We start from the raw sequence: 17,842 nt of genomic DNA on the forward strand, positions 1-17,842 counted from the left end.
TTAGTTCCCTATTGCAAAGGTAAGGGTACCACTAGCTGCAAGCTTGCCATCCACTTCAGCCTTTGCTTCAACCACGGCAATGGTACCACGACGTTTTACAAAAGTCGCTGTCATAACCAATTGGTCGCCTGGTACAACTTGCTTCTTAAATTTAACCTTGTCCATACCAGCGTAAAAGACCAGTTTCCCTTTATTTTCAGGTTTTGATAACTCCAAGACACCAGCTGTTTGCGCCAATGCTTCCATGATCAGAACACCTGGCATGACAGGGTATTGAGGAAAATGGCCGTTAAAGAAAGGCTCGTTAATGGTCACATTTTTGATAGCAACAATAGTGTCCTCGCTCACTTCCAAGACACGGTCTACTAGGAGCATAGGATAACGGTGGGGAAGGGCTTCTTTGATTCCTTGAATATCGATCATTTGATTCGTACCAATCCTTTACCAAACTCAACCATTTCTTCGTTAGAAACGAGAATTTCCGTTACCACACCATCCTTAGGTGCTGGGATTTCATTCATGACTTTCATAGCTTCGATGATGACCAATGTTTGACCTTTTTTGACACTATCACCAACTGTGACGAAGGCAGGTTTATCAGGACCAGCAGCCAAGTAAGCCACACCAACAAGTGGACTCTCTACAACATCTCCCTCAGCAGCTACACTTGTTTCAGCTGGAGCTTGAACTTCTTCTGTTACAGGCTCTGCTGGAGCAGATGTAGGACCCGCTGGACTTGGTGTTGCTAGAACGGGCGCTGGAGCGACTTGAGCTGCAACTTCAGACACAAGTCTTGCTTCATTCTTGCTAAACTGCAATTCATCCGTCCCATTTTTATAAGAAAATTCTCTCAAACTTGACTGGTCAAATTGGGCCATCAAGTCTTTAATATCGTTTAAATTCATACTTATTTATTCTCCCAACGTTTGAAAGCAAGAACGGCATTGTGGCCACCAAAACCAAAGGTATTTGAAATAGCGTATGGAATTTCTTGCTCCAAGCCTTGTCCATAAACGACATTGGCTTCGATATAATCTGATACTTCACTTGTTCCAGCCGTCATTGGTACAAAGTTATGACGCATGGCTTCGATGGTGACAATAGCTTCTACTGCACCTGCAGCCCCCAGCAAATGTCCTGTGAAAGACTTAGTTGATGATACAGGTACTTCCTTACCAAGAACATCTACGATAGCACCACTTTCTCCTTTTTCGTTAGCAGGAGTTGACGTTCCGTGTGCATTGACATAGGCTACTTGCTCTGGAGAAATCTCAGCTTCTTCCAAGGCTAGTTTGATGGCCTTGATAGCTCCTTGACCTTCTGGATGTGGTGAAGTCATATGGTAGGCATCACAAGTATTTCCGTAACCAACCACTTCAGCAAGGATAGTAGCCCCACGTTTTTCAGCGTGTTCAAGACTTTCAAGAACCAACATTCCTGAACCTTCACCCATGACAAAACCATTTCTGTCCTTATCAAATGGGATAGAAGCACGAGCTGGATCCTCTGTAGTCGATAGAGCAGTTAGGGCTTGGAAACCAGCAATAGCAAAAGGTGTGATAGAAGCTTCCGAACCGCCTACCAACATAACATCTTGGAAACCAAACTTAATCGAGCGGAAGGCATCCCCAATAGCGTCATTTGATGAAGCGCAGGCAGTATTTATGGATTTACAAACACCGTTTGCTCCAAAACGCATAGCAACATTCCCTGAAGCCATATTTGGCAAGGCCTTTGGAAGGGTCAATGGTTTCATACGTTTTGGTCCTTTTTCATGGAGGCGAAGCACTTGATCTTCAATTTCCTTGATTCCACCAATACCAGAGGCAACGATAACACCAAAACGATCCCTGTCAAGAGCCTCTACATCCAGATTAGCGTGATTGACAGCCTCTTGGGCTGCATACAAGGCATACAAAGAATAGTTGTCAAAACGATTGGTATCTTTCTTTACAAAGTATTTATCAAAAGGAAAATCTTGAATTTCTGCTGCATTATGCACATCAAAGTCACTATGATCAAATTTTGTAATTGGACCAATTCCGATTTTTCCACTTGTCAAACTATTCCAAAATTCTTCTGGTGTATTTCCTATTGGAGATGTTACTCCATAACCTGTTACTACTACGCGATTTAGTTTCATCTTTTTCACCTCTAGCTTCTGCTACATACTTAAGCCGCCATCAATGGCAACCACTTGACCAGTTAGATAATCTTGGCCTGCTAAAAATACTGTTAAATCTGCAACCTGCTCTGCCTGCCCAAATTCTTTCATAGGAATTTGCGCCAGCATAGCATCTTTTACCTTGTCTGATAGAACAGCTGTCATATCGGACTCAATCATTCCCGGTGCAATAGCATTAACCCTGATATTGCGATTAGCTACTTCACGCGCCACAGACTTGGTAAAACCAATCAAACCAGCCTTAGAAGCAGCGTAGTTAGCTTGACCGATATTTCCCATCAAACCAACAACACTAGACATATTAATGATAGCACCTTCTCTGGCTTTCATCATCGGTTTCAAGACTGATTGTGTCATGTTAAAGGCACCAGTCAAGTTAACCTTGAGCACTTTTTCAAAATCCGCTTCTGTCATCTTGAGCATAAGGGTATCTTGGGTAATCCCTGCATTGTTGACCAAAACATCTACCGAACCCAGCTCTGCAATAGCTTGATCAACCATACGCTTAGCGTCTGCAAAATCTGACACATCTCCTGAAATGGGAACTACCTTGACACCATAGTCTGCAAACTCGGCTAGCAAGTCCTCTGAAATTGCCCCACGGCTGTTTAAGACGATATTGGCTCCTGCTTGCGCAAACTTATGGGCAATGGCAAGACCAATTCCACGACTCGAACCTGTAATAAAGATATTTTTATTTTTAAGTTGCATTCTTTTCTCCTGTTTCCTCTTGTATTTATGGGAGAAGGGATTACTCGTTTTCTAGCAAGGCTTCCAAACTCGCCTGATCTTCAACATTGGCTAGTTTAGCTGTTTTATCAATTTTTTTGACAAAGCCTGACAAGACTTTCCCCGGTCCAATCTCGATAAAGTTGGTTACGCCTGCTTCTTGCATAAGAGCAATACTTTCATAGAAACGAACTGGTTCCTTGACCTGACGCGTCAAGAGTCGAGCGATGTCTTCTTTTTGCATGACAGCTGCTTCTGTATTGCCGACTAGGGGACAAGTGAAATCTGAAAAACTTACCTGAGCTAGTGTTTCAGCCAGTTTCTGACTAGCAGGTTCAAGAAGAGCAGTATGAAAAGATCCTGAAACCTTGAGAGGAATCAAGCGTTTGGCACCTGCTTCTTGCAAGAGTTCAACAGCTCGATCGACTGCAGCCACTTCTCCACCAATCACGATTTGTGCAGGTGTATTATAGTTGGCTGGGGTAACCACTCCAAGTTCAGAAGCTTTTTGACAGGCTTCCTCAATGACCTCTACTGGTGTATTAAGAACTGCCACCATCTTGCCAGAGCCAGCAGGAGCCGCTTCTTCCATATAGGCTCCACGCTTGGCTACCAAGGCTACTGCATCTTCAAACTCCAAGGCACCGCTGGCTACCAAGGCAGAGTATTCTCCAAGGGATAAACCAGCAACCATATCAGGCTGATAGCCCTTTTCTTGCAATAAACGGTAAATAGCAACCGATGTCGCTAGAATGGCAGGTTGCGTATAGCGAGTCTGATTGAGTTTTTCTTCTTCCCTATCAATGAGATAACGCAAATCATAACCCAGTACCTGACTTGCTTGATCAATCGTTTCTTTGACAATAGGGTAGTAATCATAGAGATCCCGTCCCATACCTAGATACTGGGCACCTTGGCCAGCAAATAAAAAGGCCGTTTTAGTCATTTCTTACAACTCCTGCCCAACGAGAGGCTTCTTCTTGAATTTTCTTAGCTGCTCCGTAATACAAATCTTTTAGGATTTCTTCAACGGTTTCTTCTTTGGAAACAAGCCCTGCAATTTGACCTGCCATAACAGATCCACCATCCACATCTCCGTGAACAACCGCTTTGGCTAGAGCGCCCGCTCCCATTTGTTCAAAGATTTCCAAATCAGGATTTTCTTGTTTAAAGGCATCTTTCTCAGCTTTTTCAAAATCACGAGTCAACTGATTTTTAATCGCACGAACAGCATGGCCAAAGTGTTGTGCTGAAATCGTAGTATCAATATCCCTAGCTTTTAAAATTTTCGCCTTATAATTTGGATGGGCATTAGACTCTTTTGCAACGACAAAACGAGTTCCAACCTGAACAGCCTCTGCACCTAGCATAAAGCCAGCAGCAGCACCTTCACCATCCGCAATCCCTCCTGCAGCAATAACAGGAATAGATACAGTTGCCGCCACTTGACGCACCAAGGTCATGGTTGTTAATTTACCGATATGCCCCCCGGCCTCCATTCCTTCTGCAATAACAGCATCCGCACCAATTTTTTCCATTCGTTTAGCTAGGGCAACGCTTGGTACAACAGGAATAACTGTAATCCCTGCTTCATGGAAACGTTCCATGTATTTACCAGGATTTCCTGCCCCTGTTGTAACCACTTTGACGCCTTCCTCGATGACGAGATCTACAATATCTTCCACAAAGGGAGACAAGAGCATGATGTTAACACCAAAGGGTTTATCCGTTAACGATTTGATCTTGTCAATATTTGCCTTGACAACTTCTTTAGGGGCATTTCCCCCACCGATAATCCCTAGTCCTCCAGCCTTGGAAACAGCCCCTGCCAAATCACCATCAGCAACCCAGGCCATTCCTCCTTGAAAGATAGGATAATCAATATTCAATAATTCTGTAATACGCGTTTTCATAGTGCCTCCATCGTTTCTTGCTTACGTAATAGTTCGATACTGTCATAATTTGAAAATCAAACTATTGCCTAAACAAGAGGGAGCGGGTTTCCCTACTCCTTCTATCTTATATTCTGCTTATTTTGTTTGCTCTTCAACGTAGGCAACCAAGTCACCAACTGTTTTCAAGTCATCTTCTGCTTCGATTTGGATATCAAAAGCATCTTCGATTTCTGAGATTACTTGGAACAAGTCCAATGAATCTGCGTCCAAATCATCAAAAGTTGATTCAAGTGTTACTTCTGATGCGTCTTTTCCAAGTTCTTCAACGATAATTTCTTGTACTTTTTCAAATACTGCCATGATAGGACTCCTTTAAAATAAATAGTTTTTTATAACAATGTGTTCACCACATGATTACCTAAATTGTAAGAATGAGCGTGCCCCATGTCAAGCCTCCACCGAAGCCTGATAGTAGAACAGTCTGGCTACCATCTAAACGGATGAGGCCTTGTTCTACACACTCTGAAAGTAAAATCGGGATACTGGCTGCACTGGTATTGCCATATTCCATCATATTGGCTGGAAGTTTGTCTCGATCGACACCGATTTTTCTAGCCATCTTATCCAAGATACGGTCATTAGCCTGATGAAGTAGCAGATAATCCAAGTCTGTCGCCTCTATAGGAGATTCATCAATAGTCTGTTTGATAGACTTGGCTACATCCCGAATAGCAAAATCAAAGACTGCGCGCCCATCCATCTTCAAAAATGAATCTGCACTTTCTTGATCTGAAAATGGAGAATGCAAGCCTGAATGTCCATAGGTCAGACACTCGCTACGACTCCCATCGCTATTGAGACTCTCTGCCAAGAAATGCTCTTGCTCGCTAGCTTCTAACAAGACACCACCAGCACCATCTCCAAACAAAACAGCTGTTGATCGGTCTGACCAATCGACTGCTTTAGAGAGAGTTTCACTACCAATCACCAAGCCTTTTTGAAAGCGACCAGAAGCGATAAACTTTTCAGCAGTTGACAAGGCAAATACAAATCCACTGCAAGCCGCTGTTAGGTCAAAAGCAAAGGCCTTATTAGCACCAATATTGGCTTGGACACGAGCAGCTGTAGAGGGCATCATCGAATCTGGAGTAATAGTAGCTAGAATGATAAAATCCAGCTCTTCTCCTGTGATTTCAGCTTTTGCCATCAGTTTCTGAGCAACCTCTGTAGCCAAATCACTAGTAGATTCTGTTCTTGAAATATGTCTTTGACGTATTCCCGTCCGACTTGAAATCCACTCATCATTGGTATCCATAATCTGGGCTAAATCATGATTTGTAACCACTTGCTCTGGTACATAATGAGCAACCTGGCTTATTTTTGCAAAAGCCATTATTTCAAATCCTCCAAAAATTGATAAAGTTTAGTCAAACCTTTGCCCATAACTTCAGTTTCTTCCTTACTCATACCGTCGATAATATTTTCGACCATGGCCTTGTGGAAGCGTTTATGCAGCCTATGAACCAAGCGACCCTTCTTTGTCAAATGCAGATGCACCACACGTCGATCCTGCTCTGAGCGAATACGTTCAATGTAACCCTTTCGTTCAAGATTATTCAAACTCGTCGTAACCGTCCCAAGAGTCACCATCAACTCTTTCGACACTTGACTTGGCGTCACGTCTGGGAATTTTCCAATTACATCGATTGTATGGACTTCTTTGATGGAGATATCCTTGAAACGACTACCCCTCAAGCTAACTTCCTCGATAACGAGGACATTGTTAAATATAGATGTTAAATATTCATTAATTCGTTGGTAGTCCAATCTCTTTTCCCTCCTTTTCAAAAAACTTTCACAATCAAAACATTTGACAAAAGAATTATATCAAACTTCAAAGAATGGTGCAAGTATTTTCTTATTTTCCAGTAAATTTCGGTCTTCTTCTCTCCGAATGAGCCCGCACTCCCTCTTTGAAATCTTCTGTCTGGGCCAAGGATTTCTGTAGATTCAATTCTAAAGCAGCATAATCTTGCCAATCTTTGAATTGGCTCTCCCAGACCAACTTCTTAATGGCAGCATAGGAATTACTTGAACCACGTCTTAATTTTTTAAGAAGCTGTTCTCTCGTTTTTTCAAGTTTATCAGCTTCACAGACGCGGTAAACTAGCCCCCACTCCAGAGCTTTTTCTGCGGTCAAAGCTTCTCCTGTCATGGCTAATTGAGTAGCACGCGTCACACCAATACTACGACTCAAGAGATGAATTCCTCCTGCATCCGGAGCCAAACCAACACCAACAAAGGCTTGTATAAACTTAGCCTTATCCGTTGCCAGACAGAAATCTGCAGCAATAGCCATATTGGCTGCGGCACCTGCAACAGCCCCATCAACCTCCATCAAGACAGGTTTAGCAATTTGCTTGATTTTATAAGAAATCGTATTGACCAGCTCTGCGATTTTCGTCAATGATGGAATATCATCCTCATCCACTGCTCGCTTCATCTCTACCAAATCTCCCCCAACGGAGAAGACCTTTCCCTTGGCATTAATCAAGATAAAATGCACAGCTGGATCCTCTTCTGCCAGAGTCAGAGATTCTAAAATCTCCTCACACATAGGAATATGAAAGCCATTCGCGACCTCAGGACGATTCAAGGTAAGGATTGCCAAGTCCTCATCAAGCTGATAAATAATGTGTTCCATCGGGACTCCTTTTTATTTTATAAGCAGTTTATACTCTTCGAAAATCAAATTCAAACCACGTCAGCTTCGCCTTGCCGTACTCAAGTACTGTCTACGGCTAGCTTCCTAGTTTACTCTTTGATTTTCATTGAGTGTTAAATTATTTCATTGTCAAAGTATATCTTTTTTAAAATCAGAAAACAAGAAAAAATCAACTGAAAGTGTCTCAGCCGATTAGAAAGGCTCGCTTTATACTAGAACGCATCTTATTTTCTTCATTGAAAAAAGGCTTTCTTTCTGCTATAATCGTATAAAATACTTACTTTAGGAGTTCTTATGAAAGTTGTTAAATTTGGAGGTAGCTCTCTTGCCTCTGCTAGTCAATTAGAAAAAGTTTTGAACATAGTAAAAAGTGATTCAGAGCGCCGTTTTGTAGTCGTTTCTGCGCCTGGTAAACGCAATGCTGAAGATACTAAGGTTACGGATGCCTTGATTAAATACTACCGCGACTATGTTGCTGGTAACGATATTAGCAAGAGCCAAAACTGGATTATCGACCGCTATGCTGCCATGGTTAGTGAATTGGGACTGAAACCAGCCGTTCTAGAAAAAATTTCAAAAAGTATTCGCGCCTTAGCCACTCTTCCTATTGATGAAAATGAATTTCTCTACGATACTTTCCTAGCAGCGGGTGAAAATAACAATGCTAAATTGATCGCTGCCTATTTTAACCAAAACGGTATCGATGCACGCTATGTTCATCCTAGAGAAGCTGGGATTGTGGTAACGAGTGAACCTGGCCACGCTCGCATCATTCCATCAAGTTATGACAAGATTGAGGAATTGACAAATACAAATGAAGTCCTTGTCATTCCTGGTTTCTTTGGAGTTACTAAGGAAAATCAAATCTGTACCTTCTCACGTGGAGGCTCAGACATTACAGGTTCTATTATTGCTGCCGGTGTTAAGGCAGACCTCTATGAAAACTTTACAGACGTTGATGGTATCTTTGCGGCTCACCCAGGCATTATCCACCAACCACACTCGATCCCTGAGTTGACCTACCGTGAAATGCGTGAGTTGGCTTATGCAGGATTCTCAGTCCTTCATGACGAAGCCCTTCTACCTGCCTACCGTGGAAAAATTCCTCTAGTTATCAAGAATACCAACAATCCTGATCATCCAGGTACTCGTATCGTTCTAAAACATAGTAGTGATGAATTCCCAGTAGTAGGAATTGCTGGTGACTCAGGCTTTGTCAGCATCAACATGTCTAAATACCTCATGAACCGTGAAGTTGGATTTGGACGCAAGGTTCTGCAAATCCTTGAAGACCTCAACATCGGTTGGGAACATATGCCAACAGGTATCGACGATCTTTCTATCATTCTCCGTTCTCGCGAACTAACTCCTATCAAGGAAGAAGAAATCCTTCGTCAGTTGGTTCAAAAGGCTGAAGTAGATCATGCAGAAATCGAACACGACCTTTCTATCATTATGATTGTTGGAGAAAAAATGAAGAGTCATATCGGAGTAACTGCTACTGCTACACGTGCTCTATCTGAAAACAAGATCAATATCCAGATGATGTCTCAAGGTTCTAGTGAAGTTTCTATCATGTTTGTTGTCAATAAAGACCAAGAAAAAGCAGCAATTAAAGCCCTCTACAATGCCTTTTTCGGTGAAAGTAAGGAAGACTAAGCATGGCTCAATCACTTAACAAAACAGTGCTTCTCAATACGACAGGAACTTCCTATCTCTCTATAGCTGGGAAAGTTGGGAAATTCCTTGTCGGAGATCAGGCTTTGGAATTTTACCCCGATGTCAATGTTGAACAATTTATCCAGATTCCTTGGAGCCATATCAACCAAATTGGAGCTAATGTTACTGGTCGCAAAATCAGTCGCCACTTCGAAGTCTTTACAGACAGAGGAAAATTCCTCTTTGCTTCAAAAGACTCAGGTGCCATTCTCAAAATTGCTCGTGAAAAACTGGGCAATGACAAGGTCGTCAAGCTTCCGACCTTGATTCAGACAATTGGTCAAAAATTTAAAAATCTATTTGCAAAAAAGTAGAAACTTTAGTATAATCATAGCAACGGATAAGTAGGTTATCTTCTTCTTTCAGAAAGTCTGCGGATGCTGCGAGCAGATAGGAGGGATAGGTGAAATTCTACCGTTAATAACAATTACATACACAATCAAGTGCACACCTGTGAAGTTGGATGGAACCGTGGCCCTGCCACTCCAACGCTTTGTCAGGTGTGCTTTTTTCATAAAGGAGTTCTTATGTTAGATATCAAACGCATTCGTACAGACTTTGATGCTGTCGCAGAAAAATTGGCTACACGTGGTGTAGATGCTGCTATCTTGAATGAGATGAAAAAAATCGATGCTAAACGTCGTGACATCTTGGTCAAGGTTGAAACTCTCAAAGCAGAACGCAACACAGTTTCTGCTGAGATTGCCCAAGCCAAACGCAACAAGGAAAATGCAGATAACAAGATTGCTGCTATGCAAAATCTATCTGCTGAGGTTAAAGCCTTGGATGCTGAATTGGCAGAAATCGATGCTAAATTGACAGAATTTACCACTACTCTTCCAAATATCCCAGCTGACAGCGTTCCTGTTGGAGCTGATGAAGATGACAATGTGGAAGTTCGCCGTTGGGGGACTCCGCGCGAGTTTGACTTCGAACCAAAAGCTCACTGGGATCTTGGTGAAGACCTTGGTATTCTTGACTGGGAACGCGGTGGTAAGGTAACAGGCGCTCGCTTCCTCTTCTATAAAGGTCTCGGTGCTCGTTTGGAACGTGCCATCTACAACTTTATGTTGGATGAACATGGCAAGGAAGGCTATACTGAAGTCATCACTCCTTACATGGTTAACCACGATTCTATGTTTGGGACTGGTCAATATCCAAAATTCAAGGAAGATACTTTTGAACTCAGCGACAGCAATTATGTCCTTATTCCTACAGCTGAAGTTCCTCTAACAAACTACTACCGTGATGAAATCCTTGACGGTAAAGACCTGCCAATCTACTTCACTGCTATGAGTCCATCATTCCGTTCTGAGGCTGGTTCAGCTGGTCGTGATACGCGTGGCTTAATTCGTTTGCACCAATTCCACAAGGTTGAAATGGTCAAATTTGCCAAACCAGAAGAATCTTATGAAGAATTAGAAAAAATGACAGCCAACGCTGAAAACATTCTTCAAAAACTCAACCTTCCATACCGTGTCGTTGCGCTCTCTACTGGAGATATGGGCTTCTCAGCTGCTAAAACTTACGACTTGGAAGTATGGATTCCAGCGCAAAATACCTACCGTGAAATCTCAAGCTGTTCAAACACAGAAGATTTCCAAGCCCGTCGTGCCCAAATCCGTTACCGTGATGAAGCAGATGGCAAGGTAAAATTACTCCACACCTTGAACGGTTCTGGACTTGCAGTTGGACGTACAGTAGCTGCTATTCTTGAAAACTACCAAAATGCAGATGGTTCTGTGACCATCCCAGAAGCACTTCGTCCATACATGGGTGGAGCTGAAGTCATCAAACCATAAAAATAAGGTTTAGCTATTTCTAGCTAGACCTTTTTTCGTAACCAATTCAGATAAGCGCCTAATACAAAGAATAAAATAGTTAGGCATATAATAGTTTCAGCCAATACCAAATAATCCAAAAATGGAAGTTTCAAGAGCCCCTGAGCCATCTTGAGCGAAGTAGCTGTGATAATAGTTGGGAAGGTGAGGGCTGAGAAGGCTGGTTGAAAACCTTGTTTTAAAATATTGGGCAGGCGAGTCAAAACAAAGAAAAAGAAGGATTGGGAAGCCAAGAGCATGACAATCAAGACCCAAGTCGGTAGGCTAGCTCCTCCAACCCGAACTAGAGAAGCCAAAAGCAATGAGAAAGGAGCACAGTAAATCCCTTCTTGTCCAAGCATGGCTAGTGGGAGTGGATGTTTCTTTAAATCGCTATAAATAAGCGGGTAGAGATAGAAGGTTAGGAGAAACCCAAAACTCAAGGTTGCATAGGCGATTTCGATGATACCGACAAGAGGATAGGTCAAAGCTGCCACTGCTATCCCAACATAGAGAACCGTCCAGCTTGGAGTCGCATGAACCCTCCGCCCTGGACAAGCAAACTTGATGGTAAAACCAGCAATCAAGGCCAAATCCAAGAGAAATGAAAACCACCAGAGTCCTTGCGCTACCAAAGGAAGATGAGAGAAGACGCGAAAGACATAAGTCGATAAAATCATCCCAGCCATGGGAAAGGTGGCCATTCCTGACAAAAGAGGAGACTTGGTCAATTCTTGCTTGGTTTCCTTCCAATTAAAGAGATGCAAAATCAGAAAGTAAATCCACAAAATCAAACCTGTCAGACTAAAAAGATGGGACAGAACCGGCAATGTATCTAAAACGAGATTTCCAGCTCCTGCCAAACCTAGCAAACAACCAGAAAATACCAAGGGGAGTTTTTTCATCCTAACCTCCAATAATCATGTTAGTTTCAGTATAGCATAAAAGCGCTTAAATGAGGGGATAAAAAATGAAGTCCGATTATTTTAGACTTCATTTTTACTCAGATATGAATTAAGCATAAGGTTGCAATTCTGGGTTAATTGGGGTATTAGCTAGATTGTTGGCATAGTTACAGAGGCTTGCTAGGCTGACACCAAGAACCACATCCAAGGCATTTTGTTGGGTGTAGCCAGCTTCTAGAAACTCAGCCAAGGCTTCATCTCCTACACGACCCTTGGTATTGATAACTGCCAAGGTAAACTTAGCTAGTGTGTCCAATTTAGGATCTGTTTCGATTGGAGTACGATTGCGAAGGGCTTGCAGCAGATCATCGTTCATCTGGATTTGTTTAATTGAAAAGGCTGTGTGACCTGCGACGCAGAAGGCACAACCATTGGTCACGGCAGCTGTGATTTGCACTACTTCGCGCTCAACGGGTGTCAGGCTGTTGCGACGGTTGATAGCTCCGACAGTACGGTAAGCCTCTAAAGCAGTCGGTGCATTAGCCAAGAGACCGATTAGGTTGGGAATATAGCCATTGTTATCTTTTTCTACTGTTTCAAGAACTTCTTTCACTTCTGCTGGCGCTGATTCTACTGTATGAATTGTAAATGTTGTCATCATAAAACCTCTTTTCATGTTGTTGAAATCTAGTCTATCACAGATTCTATACCGTGTATAATATATATTTTAAATTGCACTGATAGAAATTTTTTATGACAGCAAAAAATCACACGCGATGTGTGATTCCATTATTTGTCAAAATACTTTTTAGTCTCAGAAATGACGACTGGCGACAAGACTAATAGGGCAATCAAGTTTGGCAGAGCCATCAAGGCATTGACAATATCTGCGATAATCCAAACCATATCCAACTCGATAAATCCTCCCAACAAGACCATGAGCACAAAGATCACACGGTAGAGCCAGATAAAGCGAACCCCAAAGAGGAACTCAAAACAACGTTCCCCGTAATAGTTCCAACCTAAAATCGTCGTGAAGGCAAAAAGCACAAGGAAGATGGTCAGGAGTGCAGGTCCAAAGTGTGAAAAGACTGTTGAGAAGGCTGACTGAGTCAAGGCAACTCCATTCAAATCACCACTCCAAACACCAGTTACCAAGATGGTCAAACCAGTCAAGGTACAGATAATGAGGGTGTCAATAAAGGTTCCTGTCATGGAAATCAAACCTTGCTCTACTGGTTCATTTGTCTTAGCCGCAGCAGCTGCAATAGGAGCTGAACCTAGACCAGACTCATTTGAAAACACACCACGCGCCACACCATTTTGAATAGCCATTCGAATGGTAGCACCGGCAAATCCACCTACCGCAGCAACCGGACTAAAAGCGGATGTCAAGATTAAAGCGATTGTGGCAGGAATCTTCCCAATATTAAAGAAAATAACTGTAAGAGTTCCCAAAATATAGATGATAGCCATAAAAGGAACAACGGTAGTTGAAACCTTAGAGATGGACTTGAGTCCACCAAAGACTGCAATCGCTACAAATACAGACAACACAAGAGCAGTGATAGCTGGCGAAATAGTCGTTGTATTCTGGATAGATTCAGTAATCGAGTTAACTTGAGTGAAGGTTCCGATTCCCAATAAAGCTACTAGCACACCTGCCAGGGCAAAGAAGATGGCAAGGGGACGCCACTTTTCTCCCATCCCTAGAAGAATATAGTGCATAGGACCTCCCGCTACTGCACCATGATCATCCTTGGTGCGATATTTAATAGCTAGTAGTCCTTCCGCATACTTGGTAGCCATTCCAAAGAAAGCAGCCATCCACATCCAAAAGAGGGCTCCTGGTCCACCGACCTTGATAGCCGTCGCCACCCCGATAATATTTCCCGTACCAACTGTCGCTGCTAGGGCTGTACACAAGGCCGCAAAGCTGGATACATCGCCATGCCCCTTATCCTTGGTAAAAATAAGCTGGAAGGCCTTGGGCAGACGCAAAACCTGCAAGAGGCCTAGACGGGCAGTTAGGTAAATCCCTGTTCCGACCAAGAGAATCAAGAGGGGTGGGCCCCAAGCAAAAGCATCAATTGATTTAAGCAATTCTAACATTTCCTTCTCCTATCTTTTCAACCCCAAAAGAAAGAGCACATGCAAGATACATGTACTCTGGAATGCTTAGATAAATGCTAAAAAGCGGTCTATCCTAGCTCTGTCCTTTTACCTGAGAGTTTGAGCAGTTACCTGCCTTGCCCCTTCGGTGCCTTTACGGTCTCTCCAGAGTTCCGTCCATTTACAGTCATGGAAAATCAAACGATTCCCCACTTCTATTAAACTTCATTCGGTGTTGGTATTTAATTGATTCTTATTTTACAAAAAATGTTGGCTTTTGTCAATGTGTTTATTAGTAAAAATTAGTTCAACAGTTTTCACTTTATGAATTCCGAAATACTTCTTATCCTTTAAAAGTCACAATGGTCGCACCACTGCCTCCAGCATTTTGTGGGGCATAGCCGAAACTCTTGACATGTTTGTTTCTTTGTAGGTATTTGGTGACACCTTCTCGGATGACTCCTGTTCCGATACCATGAATGATATCAACTTGCGCCATATTGTTAAGCAAGGCTTGGTCGATAAAGGCATCTAGCTCATTCATAGCTTCTTCATAGCGTTTACCTCGAAGATCCAGTCTGGCTTGAGGGCCTCGGCCAGATGTCCGTTTCACAACATTGACCTGTTTCTTCTTGACTGGTTTTTCTTGCTGGGCTTGAACAAGGTCAAACTCTTTCTCTTCCAAGGTCATCTTAATCAAGCCAACTTGGGCTTCCCAGCGGCCGTCCTTGAGTTGACTGGTCAAGGTACCACGCTGTCCATAACTGAGCACCACGATATCATCTCCCACCTTTGGAGCTCGTTTTTTCTTGGCCTTTTGAAGGACCTTGTTTTTAGACAAGTCCACTTTTTCAGGAGCCAATTTTTTCAACTTGGCCTTGGCTTCAATGATTTCGTGGGGCTTGAGTTGGGATTTACTGTGGAGATTTTTAAGAATCTGGTCACTCTCACTGAGGGCCATGTCCACAATCTCAGTAGCCTGTTCACGCGCCTTATTAAGCTCGGTTTCCTTTTCACGATTGAGTTCGTTGTAAAGTTTTTTGAGGGCACGGTTCATCTTGAGATTTTCTTGCTCCACCTCACGGATATTGTCCAAGCGTTTACGGCTTTCCAGCGTCTGCTCTTCCAGTTGCTCAATAATCCGGTTGACATCATTGTCCTGATCGACCTGCTGACTGGCATCTCCTACGATAACTTCAGATAGTCCTAAACGTTTAGCAATTTCGAAGGCATTGCTTCGGCCAGGAACACCCTGCATAAAGCGATAAGTCGGGCGAAGAGTTGCAGTATCAAACTCCATGCTAGCATTTTGCACAAAGGCTGTCTCAATACCGTAGGCCTTGAGTTCTGGATAGTGGGTGGTCGCCATGGTCTTGACTTGACGCAGGCGAAGGTCCTCCAGAATAGCCATGGCAAGGGCTGCTCCCTCTTGAGGGTCTGTACCAGCTCCTAACTCATCCAAGAGTAAGAGTGAATGTTGATTGACCTTGCCAAGAATATCCACAATATTCGTCATGTGGCTAGAAAAGGTAGACAAGCTCTGCTCAATAGACTGCTCATCTCCAATATCGGCAAAGATTTCTTCAAAAATACCAACACGACTTCCCTTGTCTGCTAAAATCGGCAAACCGGACTGAGCCATAACCTGCGTCAATCCCAGAGTTTTAAGCATGATGGTCTTCCCACCTGTATTGGGACCTGTAATGACAATAGCTGTTAAATCTTGACCAAAATGGACATCATTTGCGACGGCATTTTTGACCAAAGGATGGCAGACATGGAGCAATTGAATTTCTTGATTTTCTGACAGCTGGGGAACTACTGCTTGCCTTTCTTGGATAAAACGAATCTTGGCACGAATCAAGTCCAGATGGCCGATAATCCAAGCATCATTGGCAATTTCAGCCGCATGAGGGCGAACACGCTCCGAGATTTCTTGGAGAATTCGAAGCATTTCATAACGCTCATCTGCTCGCCGACTAGCGATTTCTTCGCTCAGTTTGACCACCTCACGGGGTTCGATATAGACGGTGTTTCCGCTGGCAGAAATATCATGGACGACACCTGCAATCTTATTACGGTAAGTGTTTTTGACAGGTAGAACCTGACGGCCATTTCTGCTGGCAATAATCCCTTCTGTCAACATCTGCGCTTTTTGCTTGAGCAGATCCTGTAAAACATCGCGTACCTGACTCTCGCTATCATGGATTTTTCGACGGATGCGCGCCAATTCTTCACTGGCAAAATTTTCAATGAAACCTGCATCATTAAAGGCTTGGAGATTTCCTTGTAATTGCGGAAAATCATGTAATTTCTCAAACCAAAGGGCTAATTCTTCCAAGCTAACATTTTCCAGATTGGCATAAAAACTTTGCAGTTCTCGGCTAGCAAGAAGTACGCGCTTCAAGAGTAGGAACTCCTCGATATTGAGATCCGCCCCCATCTCCAATCGCTTGCAGACTCCTGCAATTTCCTTAGTTGCGAGAATGGTAAAATGCGGTTGCTCGACAAAGAGAGCCTGCATTTCCTTCATCTCAGCAAAAACCTGTTTGATTTTATCTGCTTTGGCAGTCGGAGCCAGCTGTCTCAATTGCTCCAAGCCCTGCTCGGTCAACAAATGGGGTTCAAACAAGGCCTTGACCTTATTGAACTCTAATGTTTCTAATATTTTCTTATTCATCTTTATTTCCTTATCTTTGAATGTCTAGGTGTGGTATACTCAATGAAAATCAAAGAGCAAACTAGGAAGCTAGCCACAGGTTGCTCAAAACAGTGTTTTGAGGTTGCAGATGGAAGCTGACGTGGTTTGAAGAGATTTTCGAAGAGTATTAGCTTTTTACATTCTGATAGATTCTAGTCAATCTGTAAACAAAGGGCTAGGAAAACTCCTGCCCTTTTTATCCGATTAAATTTGTCACCCAGATTTGTTTGAGCCAACTGGTTGTTACTGGTATGCTCTGGATGATGTATTTTGCGACGATACTCTTTTCAAGAGGATTTTGTATAGCTGCCATGGGGATGGTCGCCAAGATGGTCAAGGCCATTTGCAAGACAAATAAGGTCACCAACATGGACAAAATGCCTGCTGAAACTTGGAACAACTTGCCACCCAGTTTTTTACTAGGAAGTAAGTGTAACAAGAGACCAAGCAAACGACCGATGCTATAGACAATCCCAAATACAAGCAAGTAGCCGATCCCTGCATAAAAGACCTTATCCAACTGAAAGAGTTGATCCGATGGGAAAAAGAAAGTTCCCTGACCTTCCTGCGGATTTGCATAAGGGAGCAACAAATGAAATTGCTCTCCCAGCACCTTATAAAACTGGCCAGCCACAAAAGCCGAAGCCATGGCTGAAATCAGGTAATAAACCTGTAAGAGCAGGCCTCTCCGATAGCCGATATAAAATCCCCAAGCCAAGACCAATAGAAGAAGGAGTGAAATCATAAGTAGTCCTCAATCTTGCTCTGTTCTTGCTTACAAGTCACAAGCTTGTGACGGAGTTCTTCTAATTCTTGCTCCTTATCATCAAATTCAATCTCACGGCTGAGTTGAGTTGATAAACAGTTGACTGCCAACAAAAGAGCGATTGTTTCATCATCTGCACTAGGCATTTGTTCTTTAATTGCTTGGTATTTTTCTGTCGCAACCTTGGCGATCTCCTCCATAAAAAGGTTATCATGCTCGCTTGTCAAGGTTAATGATTTTTTCCCGAATGTAAATTTGAATCGATTTAGATTTGCCATAAAATTC

The 17,842-nt window shown here is 42.9% G+C and carries 19 protein-coding genes and 1 riboswitch; of the genes, 3 read left to right on the forward strand and 16 right to left on the reverse strand.

The window, feature by feature from the left end:
- The 10 genes from fabZ to N8M09_RS08510 all read right to left on the reverse strand — a co-directional run bounded on the left by fabZ (window position 1) and on the right by N8M09_RS08510 (window position 7,513).
- Complete coding sequence (gene fabZ, locus N8M09_RS08465) at window positions 1-423, reverse strand: 3-hydroxyacyl-ACP dehydratase FabZ (RefSeq protein ID WP_000565515.1); 423 nt, start codon at window positions 421-423, stop codon at window positions 1-3.
- Entirely contained in the window at window positions 420-905 is a 486-nt protein-coding gene (gene accB, locus N8M09_RS08470) for an acetyl-CoA carboxylase biotin carboxyl carrier protein (RefSeq protein WP_261064863.1), read from the reverse strand. The genes fabZ and accB overlap by 4 nt, the downstream gene beginning before the upstream one ends.
- A 2-nt stretch (window positions 906-907) precedes the next feature.
- Window positions 908-2,143, reverse strand: coding sequence for a beta-ketoacyl-ACP synthase II (fabF, locus tag N8M09_RS08475; protein WP_261064864.1), 1,236 nt, complete (start codon window positions 2,141-2,143; stop codon window positions 908-910).
- 21 nt (window positions 2,144-2,164) lie between these two features.
- Entirely contained in the window at window positions 2,165-2,896 is a 732-nt protein-coding gene (gene fabG, locus N8M09_RS08480) for a 3-oxoacyl-[acyl-carrier-protein] reductase (RefSeq protein ID WP_261064865.1), read from the reverse strand.
- Window positions 2,897-2,936: 40 nt separating this feature from the next.
- On the reverse strand, window positions 2,937-3,860 hold the full coding sequence (gene fabD / locus N8M09_RS08485; RefSeq protein WP_261064866.1) for an ACP S-malonyltransferase: 924 nt from the start codon (window positions 3,858-3,860) through the stop codon (window positions 2,937-2,939).
- Window positions 3,853-4,827: an enoyl-[acyl-carrier-protein] reductase FabK gene (gene fabK, locus N8M09_RS08490; protein WP_049511594.1), complete on the reverse strand. Its 975-nt coding sequence runs from the start codon at window positions 4,825-4,827 to the stop codon at window positions 3,853-3,855. Before fabK ends, fabD begins: the two co-directional genes overlap by 8 nt.
- Window positions 4,828-4,944: 117 nt before the next feature.
- Entirely contained in the window at window positions 4,945-5,169 is a 225-nt protein-coding gene (locus N8M09_RS08495; RefSeq protein ID WP_000257838.1) for an acyl carrier protein, read from the reverse strand.
- 58 nt (window positions 5,170-5,227) lie between these two features.
- Window positions 5,228-6,202: a beta-ketoacyl-ACP synthase III gene (locus N8M09_RS08500; RefSeq protein WP_261064867.1), complete on the reverse strand. Its 975-nt coding sequence runs from the start codon at window positions 6,200-6,202 to the stop codon at window positions 5,228-5,230.
- Window positions 6,202-6,636, reverse strand: a complete 435-nt coding sequence (gene fabT / locus N8M09_RS08505) for a fatty acid biosynthesis transcriptional regulator FabT (RefSeq protein WP_000386357.1) — start codon at window positions 6,634-6,636, stop codon at window positions 6,202-6,204. Before fabT ends, N8M09_RS08500 begins: the two co-directional genes overlap by 1 nt.
- Window positions 6,637-6,727: 91 nt before the next feature.
- Window positions 6,728-7,513, reverse strand: a complete 786-nt coding sequence (locus N8M09_RS08510) for an enoyl-CoA hydratase (protein WP_261064868.1) — start codon at window positions 7,511-7,513, stop codon at window positions 6,728-6,730.
- A 315-nt stretch (window positions 7,514-7,828) separates the two neighbouring features.
- Here N8M09_RS08510 and N8M09_RS08515 point away from each other — a divergent pair, with 315 nt between their 5' ends.
- The 3 genes from N8M09_RS08515 (at window position 7,829) to serS (ending at window position 11,055) form a co-directional block, all read left to right on the forward strand.
- Complete coding sequence (locus tag N8M09_RS08515; RefSeq protein WP_261064869.1) at window positions 7,829-9,193, forward strand: aspartate kinase; 1,365 nt, start codon at window positions 7,829-7,831, stop codon at window positions 9,191-9,193.
- 2 nt (window positions 9,194-9,195) lie between these two features.
- Complete coding sequence (locus N8M09_RS08520) at window positions 9,196-9,567, forward strand: DUF956 family protein (protein ID WP_000079349.1); 372 nt, start codon at window positions 9,196-9,198, stop codon at window positions 9,565-9,567.
- Window positions 9,568-9,780: 213 nt separating this feature from the next.
- The gene (gene serS / locus N8M09_RS08525) at window positions 9,781-11,055 is read left to right on the forward strand and encodes a serine--tRNA ligase (RefSeq protein WP_261064870.1); all 1,275 of its coding nucleotides are present in this window, start codon (window positions 9,781-9,783) and stop codon (window positions 11,053-11,055) included.
- Between the two features lie 23 nt (window positions 11,056-11,078).
- Here serS and N8M09_RS08530 read toward each other — a convergent pair whose 3' ends face one another.
- The 6 genes from N8M09_RS08530 to zapA form a co-directional block, all read right to left on the reverse strand.
- Window positions 11,079-11,978, reverse strand: a complete 900-nt coding sequence (locus N8M09_RS08530; protein WP_261064871.1) for a TDT family transporter — start codon at window positions 11,976-11,978, stop codon at window positions 11,079-11,081.
- Between the two features lie 109 nt (window positions 11,979-12,087).
- Window positions 12,088-12,636: a carboxymuconolactone decarboxylase family protein gene (locus tag N8M09_RS08535; protein WP_000206768.1), complete on the reverse strand. Its 549-nt coding sequence runs from the start codon at window positions 12,634-12,636 to the stop codon at window positions 12,088-12,090.
- Between the two features lie 131 nt (window positions 12,637-12,767).
- Window positions 12,768-14,090 carry an alanine/glycine:cation symporter family protein gene (locus N8M09_RS08540; protein ID WP_261064872.1) on the reverse strand — a complete coding sequence of 441 codons (1,323 nt, stop codon included), beginning with the start codon at window positions 14,088-14,090 and terminating at the stop codon, window positions 12,768-12,770.
- Window positions 14,091-14,180: 90 nt separating this feature from the next.
- A riboswitch (glycine riboswitch) is annotated at window positions 14,181-14,269 on the reverse strand.
- Between the two features lie 164 nt (window positions 14,270-14,433).
- Window positions 14,434-16,770 carry an endonuclease MutS2 gene (locus N8M09_RS08545; RefSeq protein ID WP_261064873.1) on the reverse strand — a complete coding sequence of 779 codons (2,337 nt, stop codon included), beginning with the start codon at window positions 16,768-16,770 and terminating at the stop codon, window positions 14,434-14,436.
- Window positions 16,771-16,987: 217 nt separating this feature from the next.
- Entirely contained in the window at window positions 16,988-17,536 is a 549-nt protein-coding gene (locus tag N8M09_RS08550; RefSeq protein WP_261064874.1) for a CvpA family protein, read from the reverse strand.
- Window positions 17,533-17,835 (reverse strand): cell division protein ZapA, encoded by a 303-nt coding sequence (zapA, locus tag N8M09_RS08555; protein ID WP_261064875.1) that lies wholly within the window; start codon window positions 17,833-17,835, stop codon window positions 17,533-17,535. The genes N8M09_RS08550 and zapA overlap by 4 nt, the downstream gene beginning before the upstream one ends.
- Between the last annotated feature and the right edge of the window lie 7 nt (window positions 17,836-17,842).

It is taken from the genome of Streptococcus mitis (genome assembly GCF_946190375.1).
Classification (GTDB): domain Bacteria; phylum Bacillota; class Bacilli; order Lactobacillales; family Streptococcaceae; genus Streptococcus; species Streptococcus mitis_CJ.

What these genes read in the sequence shown, in the direction of transcription:
- fabK (WP_049511594.1), bottom strand. Translation starts at nt 4,827, where the DNA reads ATGAAAACGCGTATTACAGAATTATTGAATATTGATTATCCTATCTTT.
- serS (WP_261064870.1), top strand. Translation starts at nt 9,781, where the DNA reads ATGTTAGATATCAAACGCATTCGTACAGACTTTGATGCTGTCGCAGAA.
- N8M09_RS08515 (WP_261064869.1), top strand. Translation starts at nt 7,829, where the DNA reads ATGAAAGTTGTTAAATTTGGAGGTAGCTCTCTTGCCTCTGCTAGTCAA.
- N8M09_RS08540 (WP_261064872.1), bottom strand. Translation starts at nt 14,090, where the DNA reads ATGTTAGAATTGCTTAAATCAATTGATGCTTTTGCTTGGGGCCCACCC.
- N8M09_RS08495 (WP_000257838.1), bottom strand. Translation starts at nt 5,169, where the DNA reads ATGGCAGTATTTGAAAAAGTACAAGAAATTATCGTTGAAGAACTTGGA.
- N8M09_RS08500 (WP_261064867.1), bottom strand. Translation starts at nt 6,202, where the DNA reads ATGGCTTTTGCAAAAATAAGCCAGGTTGCTCATTATGTACCAGAGCAA.
- N8M09_RS08545 (WP_261064873.1), bottom strand. Translation starts at nt 16,770, where the DNA reads ATGAATAAGAAAATATTAGAAACATTAGAGTTCAATAAGGTCAAGGCC.
- fabG (WP_261064865.1), bottom strand. Translation starts at nt 2,896, where the DNA reads ATGCAACTTAAAAATAAAAATATCTTTATTACAGGTTCGAGTCGTGGA.
- N8M09_RS08510 (WP_261064868.1), bottom strand. Translation starts at nt 7,513, where the DNA reads ATGGAACACATTATTTATCAGCTTGATGAGGACTTGGCAATCCTTACC.
- N8M09_RS08530 (WP_261064871.1), bottom strand. Translation starts at nt 11,978, where the DNA reads ATGAAAAAACTCCCCTTGGTATTTTCTGGTTGTTTGCTAGGTTTGGCA.
- N8M09_RS08535 (WP_000206768.1), bottom strand. Translation starts at nt 12,636, where the DNA reads ATGACAACATTTACAATTCATACAGTAGAATCAGCGCCAGCAGAAGTG.
- zapA (WP_261064875.1), bottom strand. Translation starts at nt 17,835, where the DNA reads ATGGCAAATCTAAATCGATTCAAATTTACATTCGGGAAAAAATCATTA.
- accB (WP_261064863.1), bottom strand. Translation starts at nt 905, where the DNA reads ATGAATTTAAACGATATTAAAGACTTGATGGCCCAATTTGACCAGTCA.
- fabD (WP_261064866.1), bottom strand. Translation starts at nt 3,860, where the DNA reads ATGACTAAAACGGCCTTTTTATTTGCTGGCCAAGGTGCCCAGTATCTA.
- fabZ (WP_000565515.1), bottom strand. Translation starts at nt 423, where the DNA reads ATGATCGATATTCAAGGAATCAAAGAAGCCCTTCCCCACCGTTATCCT.
- N8M09_RS08520 (WP_000079349.1), top strand. Translation starts at nt 9,196, where the DNA reads ATGGCTCAATCACTTAACAAAACAGTGCTTCTCAATACGACAGGAACT.
- N8M09_RS08550 (WP_261064874.1), bottom strand. Translation starts at nt 17,536, where the DNA reads ATGATTTCACTCCTTCTTCTATTGGTCTTGGCTTGGGGATTTTATATC.
- fabF (WP_261064864.1), bottom strand. Translation starts at nt 2,143, where the DNA reads ATGAAACTAAATCGCGTAGTAGTAACAGGTTATGGAGTAACATCTCCA.